The organism is Neotamlana laminarinivorans (assembly GCF_020523925.1).
GTDB classification, from domain to species: Bacteria; Bacteroidota; Bacteroidia; order Flavobacteriales; family Flavobacteriaceae; genus Neotamlana; species Neotamlana laminarinivorans.
The window spans coordinates 106652-118421 of the sequence record NZ_JAJAPW010000007.1 but is presented as its reverse complement, the minus strand read 5'-3'; the positions used below and the strand labels follow the sequence as shown (position 1 = coordinate 118421).

Here is an 11770-nt window from a genome sequence, read left to right as displayed (position 1 = left end):
GCTTATCTATGCTTTTGATTTACTAAAAATACAAAAAACGGAATTAGTGTGGCTTATCGGTACTGATAGCCTCTTGTTTTTGAAGTCTTTATGACCATTCGATTGTTTTGCTGTTTTAATTATAAAAACAACTATTATGGCAAAACAAACTGGAATTATTAGACTTAAAGGTACCATTGGTGGTATTTCTTTTTACAAAACTGCCGATGGGCATTTGGCTCGTGAAAAAGGCGGTGTTGATGCCAACCGTATTGCAACCGATCCGGCGTTTCAAAGAACTCGTGAGAACGGTTCGGAGTTTGGGCGTGCTGGTAAAGGTGGCAAAGTGCTACGTAATGCCATTCGTGTACTCTTACAAAATGCTAAAGATAAACGCGTGGTATCGCGTTTAACCAAGCAATTGGTTGCTGTTACTAAAACCGATACTAGCAACGCTAGAGGTTTACGTACTGTACAGGATGGTAATTTGGACCTTTTACAGGATTTTGAATTTAATTTAAACGGAAAATTAGGTGCTACTTTATTTGCGTCGTTTACCAAGGCTTTTGATCGTGCTTCTGGTGATGCTACTGTTTCCATAGCCCCATTTTCACCTACTTTGCGTATTGCAGCTCCTAGTGGTACCACACATTTTAAGATTGCTATGGGTGCTTCGGAGTTGGATTTTGAAAATGAAACCTCAACCTTTGAAAGCTCGGAGACTGCTATTTTACCCTATGAAGCTGCTAATACCGCTGCTATAGATTTGAGCGCGTCTTTAACAGCTAATTCTACTTTACCTGTTATTCAAGTATTGGGTATTGAATTTTACCAAGAAGTTAACGGGCAAATGTACGCCTTAAAGAATGGTGCCTTTAACGCCTTGGCTATTGTTACTGTTGATACTCCATAATTATGGAAGTGGTATTACACAGAACCTATTTTAAGCAAGGTACCAACGGTGCCTTGTTTATTAATGGTGCTTTTTTTGGTTTTAGTATAGAGCTCCCTTGGCTGAATAATGCCCGAGGCACCTCATGCATTCCGGAAGGTGAATACTTGCTTTTACCGCGTTACTCGACGCGTTTTAAACACCATTTACTTGTAAGTGAAGTCAAGGATCGTCGGTTGATTTTAATCCATGCTGCCAATGATGCACAACGTGATTTACGAGGCTGCATTGCACCCGTAACAGTTTTAAGCGGTATTGGCAAAGGTTATGACTCGCGTCCGTTATTGAATCGGTTTGTTGCTTTATGCTATCAACGTTTTGAACAGGATCTTCCTGTTCACTTAAAGATCACCTCCACCCCACTCATTACCTATTAATTTTTTAAAACTTCATATTATGAACATTGTAGAACGCTACACCAGTCCCACCCCCAAATTTTTCAAAGTTTTACGCAATATAGGAATAGCCTTAGCCACTGTTGGTGGTACTATTATAGCTGCACCTGTAGCCTTACCCGCTGCGTTAGTTACGGCTGCCACCTATATTAGTTTAGCCGGAACTATAGCCACGGCCGTTAGTCAAGCGGTAGTTTTGGATGCTGAATCGGATGCCGATTCGGAAACCCCTGAGTAATGTATTTTTTATCCTTTATTAATTTCATTTATTATGTCCGTTAACAGCACAGAAACCCGATTTAGCCTATTAGGAGGTATTTTATTTTCCGCCGTACCCAACTTAGGTTTGAATGATTTTATCAGCACTGGCCTATTGGCTGTTTTTGGTGCTGTGGTTAGTTTTCTGGTGACATTGCTTTTAAAATGGCTGATTGCATTAATAAAGGGACAGGATTAATTATCTTTTTTATAACAGCTAAAACCAGGGCAGATTTACTTCTGCCCTAGTTTTTTTTATTACATAAGCTCTAAGTTTTTAAATATACTTTGAATATAGGCCCTTTTTAATTGGGCTAGTTTATGTAACAAAAATTGGTACTCCTCTTCCTTTTTGGTCAAATTTTCTATCATTTTAGCACTTTTGTTTAACAATTGCGCATCTTCACAATAGGCCTTTTTAATTACCATTGCACAATCATTAATAGTAATAAAGGGAATTACACTTCCTTTTAAATAAGCTTTAAAAAATTGCCCGATTTGTAACATTAAGGTGAGGTGAAACAGGTGGTTGCAACTATGCACTGACTTGGTTATAATGACAAAGCAATTGGGACAGGGCTTTTTTAGAGACTTACCGGCATTTAATCCTTTATTAAGCACAAAAAAATGCGGTTGGGGATAAGACTTTCCGGGTTGATGGGTTTTGATGATAAACGTTTGCATGGGTATCCAATTTAAAATTAAGCGCTTCGCGCATCATTTTTCATCAGCACCCTAAAAAAGACAGCCTCTGCATTTGTGGCGTGGGAAAGCTGTCCAGTTTTTTTCAAAAAATACTACTTAGTACAAATCTATGCTTTTACCCATTGGCTTAATACACCATAATTATTACTACTTATAACCGCTTGACTAAGTGGAGATTTTTTGAAACACCCGGAGGGCTTGAACTTTACAGCTTAAAGCGTTGGCCGAAGTGCGCCACATATCTTTGCTTGCTTTTTTGGGATTGGTATTTTGACAATTATATCGTGTAAAACCCAACATTATTATTAAGGTTACCTCAGCATCTTTTATAATGAATTTAGTGGTTTATTAGATCCTGTTAAAGACTATGCTTTTTGATGAGAGCGCAGGTAAAACAGCCTTGAGCTATTCGGCTGGACAAGATTTAAAACCGATACGCGGTTTAGGTTTTAGTGTTGGGGTGTATTGGTTTTAAATTTTGTACAAAGCTTGCGAGCCGCCTAGCGAGTGGCGCTAGGGTGGTACAAAAGGCAGACTTTTTCCAAAGGTAGTTTGTAGCTATGTTTGCTGCGAAGCTTAGGCTTTTTGTACTTTTATTTTACACAAAAAGGCGGTGCGTAGCGGCATGTACACGAGGCTTACCTTAGACTTGCCAGAGCCCAGTAAAGGATTTAGCAAGGGATGGCGGCGGCGACCTAAGCATGAAAGCCGAAGCCCGTGGCGCCCTGCAGGCGAGCCAAATTATGGGTAGTGGTTGCTTGTTTTGGGACGCCTGGAGGCACGGAATGGCGTTGCAACACAAGTAAAGGAACTACCGTGACAACTGACCGAGGCGCGAAAAACGTGTGCCCAACTGTTTTAATTACACTTTGGGCAACCGCGATTGGATTTACGCTTGGAGGGGTTTGCCTGAGTTTAATAAAAACACCCCAAGGGCTTTATAGCTCTTGTTTTAACTTTTAAAATAATATGGCATAAAACAAGTGCTATACAGGTTTGGCGCAGGTTTTGCCAACGACCGAAGGCGGAACACCGCTTTACCTGCGTTTATAATTTATCTATTAAATTTAAATAAACCGATTTTCTTTTTTTTTCAAAAAATAATATGAAGAGTAACACAATTTAGCGTATTAATAAATTAATCAATTTTTTTTGAACTTTGAGCATTTTTAATAAATTAAATATCCTTTATTCACGAGATTTTTTAAATGCCTTCTAATATTTTTTTCATGGAAAGAATTTAACTTTTTTAATCCCCAAGCAAAATCAGCTATATAAGCACGTTCTTTCGGACTTAAAATTTTTGCAGTAGAATCCCATTCGAACATTTTCCTTAATAATAGCTCGTTTATTATAACTTTACTAATATCAAGTGTTTTTATAGGCTTTAATTCTTTTATATTTTTATCTTTTAAAATATAAGAAGCATAATACATTTCTTTGATTTTAGGAGGAATCCCTTTAACCAATTTTTTTCCTATTTGATCAAATACTGATGCATATTTTACTTGCTTAGCTTTTGCAATTGCTTCAATTTTTTGAAATTCTAAAAGAACATCATTCTTCTCATTAATACACTTATTATAATGTGTAATCACATAATCTAATGTATTGTATAGTAAACTATCTTCTCTTTCAATGTTATCAAAAAAATCAGGAACTTCAACTCTAAGTTTGTTTGTTAAACTGCTTTCAAATAACACTAAATCGTCTTCAATATCCTTTTTGTTAATTATTGCATGTACTAATCCTGAAAGTTTTCTTTCATCTGAACCAGATAATAGTTCAGTATTTGACTGTATTGATTTATAATAGTTAATACCATTTGAATGGATTAATACATTATCAATTAAACTTTTAAAATCTACTTCTTCTAAATTTTCATTTGAACCTTTTCTTTTCTTTAATTCAGTTTTGCTAATACCATATTTATCGATGATTTTTTTGGTGTCGTCTTTACCTGTAAACTCTTTAATTTCTTTTGATAAACTAATTCTCTTCCATAACTCTTCCTTTTTAGAATATTCTCCATAATCATCACTTTCAGAATATTTCTTAATAAGCTCATTGACTAACTTCAAAAGTTGAGTTAAATATGCTGCAAGGTCATTTTCAAGTTCTTCATTTAACCATATTTTTAAAAGATCAAATGAAGGTGCATTTTTATCGGCATCTGTTATCATAAATAAAACAGAAAGACTATATGGTACAGCGGCTGATCTTAATTGGCCCATTGAATTCTTTCCTGCACCATAGATTTTTTCTAGACTTCTAAATAATATAATCTTTGCTATGAGCTCCTCATAAAAATCTCGATTTACATTTATAGGTTTCTTAAACTCACCTTCACCTGTTAGTTTTTCAATAAAATATCTAAATATTTTCTCACCACCTTTTTTTACTAGATGAGGCTGATTTCCCCATGCAGAGTAATATTTTGCCATTAATTCTTTAGAAAATCTTCTTTGCGTAGGATATTCTTTAGCTAATCTTCTTTTGTTGGACCCCGCAATTCTCAACTTTGTGTTAAACTCACCTTTTGCCTTTTCAAAAAACCATTTTTTCCCAGAAGGAGTCATTACACTTTCACTTAGGGATTTTATTCGCACTAACTGAGGATTCCTTGATCTTAAATCTACTTTAGAGACTCTAGATTGTGCGTTAGAATAGGTACTTATATTAGAGATTAGTTCTTCTAATTCTTCATCCGTAGCTTCTTTTGCAACATTTATCTTCGCCATTACTTTCACCTTACTAATGTCGAAACCGTCTTTTTGCGTGAAATATATTGTTGCAGTAGTTTGACCACCATTTACAATTTGAAAGTCTGTTAAAGATTTAATTTTATATTGACCAGATTCATATGAAATATCTGCGTCAGTCGCTGTAATGGTTAATCCATTATTATAAGCAACAAATTTCTCTGGCTCCTTTCTAATTGTTTCCCTAATACCTTTATTAACTCCTCTAAACTGCAAAAAAGACCTAACATTTTTTTCTAATAGCCTAGTGCTAAATTCTTTATATAATCTTGAAAGTATTGAAGCAGGTAAGACACATAAATAAGATTCAAAATAGTCTTCATCTGCCGCTTTAATAGAATATAAAGATTCACCAAAAGTTTTCTCAAAATTTACCGTTAATGCTTCTCTACTTCCTTGAGATATGAGAACATTATACAAGAAATTTAAATCTATTATTCTCTTTTTAAGAAGTAAATCTTTTTTCTTTCTCTCCCTGTTTTTCTGATATGTCACAACAATCTCCTCATCCTCAAATTCTATTCTATTAGGTTGAGGAGAAGCACCTCTAAGTGAAACAGTTGAAGTTAATGTAATTAGAAATATTTCTACAACATCGAATTGTTCTGCTCCTTGTGAAGAAGAAATACTGGAAATTAATGGTCTTACTGGACTAGAATCTTGAATTTCATCATTAAGATGTCCCTTAATAGCCTTATTATGAAAGTTTGTGCACCTTTTAAACTGACTTTCATATGAAGCTTTAGTCGAGATCATGAGTTCTTTTGATGTAGCAGACAAATCGATAGAATTCTCATCTATTAGGAAGAGCTGAAGTCTTTCGCCTGATTCATTAATGCTGTAAGCATTTATTTTTAATTTATCTGCAGTTGATTTAAAATAAGAATTAGTGAAATCTTCTGAATCTATCAATTTTGCATCTAACATTGATGGCAAAACTTGTGAAAGGATTAAATTTTCTTGTATAAAACCTTCATCATCTTTTGATTGATCTAACAATTCATTTCTATAATTAAAATACTCCTCTAAAATCATTTAATACTTTTTTGATTCAATTAAAAACTGATTCAACTGTGTTACTCTTAACATATATTTCAAATTCGAAACTTCACTTACAATATTAGATATTGATAGCTTTGGGAAATCATCATGACCAGCATTCAATGATTCTGTTTTTGTAACAATGAATCTATAATTGTTATATTGTTTTAAATTTTCAAGAGTTAGTCCTTTTTGATTTAATGCTTGATACAATATTGATAAATCACCAAGGTTTTCTCTTACCTGTTTTACAATTTCTAGAAGCATGTCATGTATTGATTTACCTTCAATTAAATCTAGTTTCACAGAGACTACTACTAATTCTAAATCCTTATCCAATACTTTTTCCAATTGGTATTCACTAGAAATTTTCACGAATCGGGTTGATTCTTTTTTAGTTTTTACCTCAATATTTTTTAAATCAAATTCAAAATCGTTGGCAGCATCATAAAGTCCTCTCCAAGAATCAAGTATAGAATTAATATTTGATGGATTTGATTCATTTAAATATTGACTTAAAACAAACAATTCACCAAACAAACCCTGTATTAGTTCTTCTCCCAGTTTTTTTACTTTTTTATCTTCAAAAAATAAAGCCCATTTATAGAACGTCTTTATAAATTCTTCAGATGCTTGGACTGGTTTAGAGATAAGATTGATTTTTGAGTAAATTGATAAAATCAAATCATCAAATAAATCTTTAAAATCAAAATCTTTTAATTTTATCAGCACTATTCCTTTTGATGGCAGAAATGAAATTAATAATTTACTCTTATCTACTCCTTTGAGTTTTACATCCACTTTTTTGGGTAAAAAAAGTAGTAAACACCTGTGACCATCTTCATCTGTCGCTAAAAAAAGATCTGGTATACTTACCGCAGTAATTCTTAGAGCCTTGTAGCCTTTTTTATTTTTGAAAGATGCGATATTCTCCCATTTAGAATTTAATTCATTCTTATTCATCTAAATTTCTGTTATATCAATAATTCCTTCTAATTCATCATCTATTTCATTGCTTGCTTCTTCGTCAAGATCTAATTCATAATCCCCTTGCAAATATGTTCCTCCTGGATCATTTTGAATAGGAGGAAATTCAATAGCATAACCAACTAACGGTGTATTATCAATCACATCAGTAAGTTCATTATCAATAATATAGTCTTTAAATTCCTCTTTTAAAGTTTCATCAACGCCACGTTGATTGAATGAATATCTAGCATCAAATAAATAAATCATAAGAAGTCCTTCTGTTTCGTTCATTTTCTCCCTATAATATCTTTCTGGTATAGTTTTGTGCTTTTTCGCTTTTTGTTCAGCTATCTCCTTTGTTATGGTCTTATCTTTTCGCCTATATTCAGTTGCCTTAAACTTGTAAAAATTTTCTTTGGCCTGATCCTTTTGATTGTCAGATAGTAATATTGACATATCCTCATTAGAGGATATGATATTTGCACTTTTACTACTGGCTCTAAATAGTTTTTTATTGAAAAATAAATCTTTGTCATTTTTATTTTTCGGACCAGATCTTCTGGCTAATTCAACGTGTCCAAAATCTAAATCGTTACTAAGACCAACTAATTCTTTGGATAAACCAGGTTTAGATGAACCAGTAATTTTTAATGCAATTGTCCAATTATTTAAATATCCTCTTTCATTACATAATTCAATAAACTTAGTTAAATGTTCAGGATTCTTATCATTAAAATTGTTCGGTTGGGTTTTTAAAATATTTATAACCTCATTTGCATCAGTTCTATAAATAAGAATATCTTTTTTTTCACTCTTGTGAAATTTTGGCGCAATGTTGTTCTTGAAATTATCCCAAATATTGACTATGCTATTTTTATCCACTTTTAATTGAGTGGTCATTACTAAGGAATCTTGATAAGACCATTTAACTTCAACAGCATTTTTCAAAATTGAGGGTCTTGTAATTTTAAGAGTGCCTGGGTGTTTTTTTACACGCAATACAAAGTTTTGAGGTGTTTTTCCTTGCTCTTCCATTTTGATAAACTCAGTCTCTAGTTCCTCAATACACAGAGTTGTATCATTAAATTTTTCAAGAGAATCTTGTGTAGTAAATATTTTACAGCAATCTAGATATCCAGGTCTGTAGCCGAACCATCTACCCATTTGAAGTAAGGCATCTGAATAGTTAGTAACTCGAATGAAGTAATTGATAGTAAGTCCTTCTAGAGTAAATCCTCTTGAGAGCCTATTTCCACCAATTGCGATGTATTTTTTTGGTGAATTCTTTGGGTATTCTAATTTATCTTTAGTAAAACTATTTATTGCTTTTACCTCTATACCTTTTACTGCGTCGATAAAAACAGGAATTAATGAATCAAACACTATAGGCTTCATAAATTCATCGTCATATCCTTTTGGTAAATAACTTTTAATATTTTCAACAATATGCGCAAAACCATAAGGACTATACCATAATTTTTTCAATTCCGTATATATTGAAGTTGAACTATTAGGTTTGTCGTTATTAATTTTAGAAACAATTTCATTAACATATTCATCGATCAACTTCTTGGTTGTGTTCTGCCAAAATGTAAATCTTGAAACATGAACGAGCATGGTGTTATGAGGTTGATATAGATCTGAATTAACCATGCTTGGTATCCTTGTTTCTCGAATAGTCAAGGCAATGATGTAACACTTAATTGCTGTCTTTAATGATTCCGGCAATTCTTTTGGAAAATCATCTTCTTTTCGAGAAGCCCAAGTCTCTTTCCTGTAATCTGTATAAGAATCAAAATCTAAATAACCACCAAATCCAAATTTTTCATCCCATTCACTCCTGCTTCTAATATTTTCTACACCAACAATATCTTCATCATCATTTTGATAAAGTCTAGAGGGAAAATTATCTATGTAATCATTTACAGCAGGCGCGACTAAAGGGATTTTTTCATTGTCATCTGTTTGATTATCTATTGGCATGACTGTATCAAATATTTGCTTAGCTCCCACATAATTTGATGGTGGATTTAATAACTCGATAAAATCATCAGGAAATATATTATCGACTCTTTTTAGCTGTTTTTCAACATCATCTCCTTTAAACTTATATTTAATTTCCCAATCATTTTCAGGATATTCATTTCGATCTTGTAAAACATTAGCAAATGGTGTTGCAGTATAGCCTAAATAAGACTTTACATGGAATAGTTCTAAAATAGCTCTAATGTGCCCATTTGTTTTACTGGCATAATTTCTTCCTTTCGCACCCATATTATTTAATGATGCATTATCTGCTTCATCATCGATTATTAACAGTGGAATATTATGCTTGTCCTTGCCTTCTTCTAAAGAATTATGTAGCCATATTATTAGATTTTTTAATACACTGACATTTTTTTTACACACAAGCACATATTTGTCATTTAACGTATGATCAAGTTCCTTAACAGCTTTACTGAAATCTTTACTTTCAGAGGTAAGCGATTTTATCTGTATAACCTTATCGTCACCTCTAACACCAAATCGTCTAATTTTACCAACTCCCTTAGTTCCAGTTGGTTCACCGGAATCTATTTTTCCTTCACCGATTACGTCCTTTTCTATTCTTTCTTGAGTTTGACTTCTTAAATCTTCCATAATACCAGCAAGCACAATTACAATTTCGTAACCAGCATCTATAGCTCTATTTATTACAGCATTAAAATTTCCAGTTTTACCTGATTGAACAGCACCAACAACAAGACCCTTATTGTAAATTGGATTTTTTGATTTAGGGTCAGCCATTTTACCAAGGATAGAAAAACTAGAATCTTCCGTTTCCTTGACAACTTTTTCAGATCTTCCAGTTTTTTTTAAGTGTTCAAAATATCTTTTTGAATAGTCCCAGGTTATTTCTTTTTCTCTTTTATCATTTAGCCATGTTTTGAAACCTTCTTTCGTTAAAGAGTGACTAATTCCTGGATCAATTGGGTTAACCGATAGATATTCATTTTTTGCAGTTTCAAAATAACTTTTTAGAGTAGTTTCATCTACCTCTGGAAGACGTAAAAGTTTAGCTGTCTTAATAACCGATTCTTTTATTTGATGGAATAAATCATCAATGAACCTTTTGTCCACTATGGACTTACTAACTTCTTCTTTTATAATTTGTTTAAAAACATCTATATAGTTCATTAATTTGTTTATTTAAATATTGATTTTATAACATCAGGTAATGAAGCGTATTTAAATCCTAGATGAGGAATTATTTCTTCCTTAATCATTTCTTTTGAAATTCCACTAGTTAATAATTCTAAAATATTATTATACAGTTCTTCTAGGCTAATACCATCTTTTTCCTCGATACCCATAAATTCTTTTTCTTCATGAACATGTCTAATATTATTAACTCTAGTGTTAATCATTCTTAGGAGAAGATTTAATTGAGATTTTTGTTTCTTATCAAGAGAATCTTTAAGATTTCTTACGAGAGGAAAGTTGTTGTTAACTTCTAATATTGAACCTTTGTTTGAGTAGCCGCGTTCAAATAATTGAACGTGGTTTTGAGTTTTTGTGCCAGAGAATTTCCTAATTCCTCTGTTGTAATATTCTCTTTCAGCTTCTATTTTTAATTCTCCAATATAATCTTCAAAAGCATTTCTAAGTTCGTGTGGTACTACTATCTGTGACTTGGCTACATTTAGATGGAGTAAATGATCTACACTATTACCTACTTCAACTCTTAATCTTGCTAATTGCAGCCTAGGAGCTTTCTTAACAATTCCATTCCAGCCTCCAAATAATATAATTCTGTTAGCTCGATAGATATAAAGACCTTCCATGTCCATTAATCCTCGATATGTTGTCGTCCATTTAGTAAGGCCTTTTTTGCTTTCTGTGATTGCTCTTGACGGAAGTACAAAACCTTCAATTTTTATTACATCTGATCTAAACGAACTCTGTTTAGGCTCGATTTGTCTAAAATCCTTTTCTTCTTCTGGGAAAGGATTGAAAGGGCTAACAATTGTATTGTTAATTCTAATTTTTAATGGATTGTTATCTTTTTCCATAAACCTATGGAAAACCAATGCTAAATAATCAGAAGTTACCTCAGTTATTTCTTTTTTTAAAGCCTCTTTCCTATTGCCTTCTTTTAAATAACTCTCAAACTTGTAAAGACCTTCCCAAATGACAATAGTGTTAGGCTCATAATCATCAAATCTTTTTAAAAATTCTTTAGATAACTGGTTATATTGATACATTAATCTAGCAACTTCCTCATCTGAATTGATAATTATTTTCCATCCATTAGCTTTCAAAAAATCAACATCCCAAGTTCTACCATAATATTTGTTGTCACCTTTCTTTTTTGATAAAACTGTAAATTTTCGTGTTTGTGAAAAGGATGCCGTTTTCATCCCTAAACCAAATCTCCCTAAGTCAGAATTTGACCTAGAATCCTCAGGGGAATTACTTGGAAACTGCATATTGCTGCTTAATTCCTCTTCTGTCATTCCTTGGCCATTGTCAGCTAAAAACAATTTAAAAGGCTCAGAATCTGTGTCAATCAAGACTTCTATTTTATTAGCTTCTGCAGAAATAGAGTTATCCATTAAATCAGCTAAAGAAGTTTCTAAACTATACCCTTGCTCTGCTATAGATTTTATTAGATACTCTGGATTTGGAGATGCATCTTCACTTTTAATTTTAGTATTTACTATTCTCAT

At 32.7% G+C, this 11770-nt stretch carries 8 protein-coding genes; 3 read left to right on the top strand and 5 right to left on the bottom strand.

Going from position 1 to position 11770, the window contains the following annotated elements; all coding sequences use genetic code 11:
* The first annotated feature begins 136 nt into the window (after positions 1-136).
* Genes LG649_RS14360 through LG649_RS14350 form a run of 3 tightly spaced genes read left to right on the top strand, consistent with a single transcriptional unit; the run spans position 137 to position 1564 of the window.
* The gene (locus LG649_RS14360; protein WP_226544516.1) at positions 137-892 is read left to right on the top strand and encodes a hypothetical protein; all 756 of its coding nucleotides are present in this window, start codon (positions 137-139) and stop codon (positions 890-892) included.
* Positions 893-894: 2 nt separating this feature from the next.
* Positions 895-1308, top strand: coding sequence for a DUF5675 family protein (locus tag LG649_RS14355; protein ID WP_226544515.1), 414 nt, complete (start codon positions 895-897; stop codon positions 1306-1308).
* 19 nt (positions 1309-1327) lie between these two features.
* Positions 1328-1564: a hypothetical protein gene (locus LG649_RS14350; protein ID WP_226544514.1), complete on the top strand. Its 237-nt coding sequence runs from the start codon at positions 1328-1330 to the stop codon at positions 1562-1564.
* A 278-nt stretch (positions 1565-1842) separates the two neighbouring features.
* Here the strand turns inward: LG649_RS14350 and LG649_RS14345 are convergent, their stop codons facing one another.
* The 5 genes from LG649_RS14345 to LG649_RS14325 all read right to left on the bottom strand — a co-directional run bounded on the left by LG649_RS14345 (position 1843) and on the right by LG649_RS14325 (position 11770).
* The gene (locus tag LG649_RS14345) at positions 1843-2268 is read right to left on the bottom strand and encodes a DUF6943 family protein (protein ID WP_226544513.1); all 426 of its coding nucleotides are present in this window, start codon (positions 2266-2268) and stop codon (positions 1843-1845) included.
* 1190 nt (positions 2269-3458) lie between these two features.
* Entirely contained in the window at positions 3459-6086 is a 2628-nt protein-coding gene (locus LG649_RS14340; RefSeq protein ID WP_226544512.1) for an AIPR family protein, read from the bottom strand.
* Entirely contained in the window at positions 6087-7055 is a 969-nt protein-coding gene (locus LG649_RS14335; RefSeq protein WP_226544511.1) for a PD-(D/E)XK motif protein, read from the bottom strand. It abuts the gene before it with no gap.
* Positions 7056-10238 carry a Z1 domain-containing protein gene (locus tag LG649_RS14330; RefSeq protein ID WP_226544510.1) on the bottom strand — a complete coding sequence of 1061 codons (3183 nt, stop codon included), beginning with the start codon at positions 10236-10238 and terminating at the stop codon, positions 7056-7058. It lies immediately after the preceding gene.
* A gap of 8 nt (positions 10239-10246) precedes the next feature.
* Entirely contained in the window at positions 10247-11770 is a 1524-nt protein-coding gene (locus tag LG649_RS14325; protein WP_226544509.1) for an ATP-binding protein, read from the bottom strand.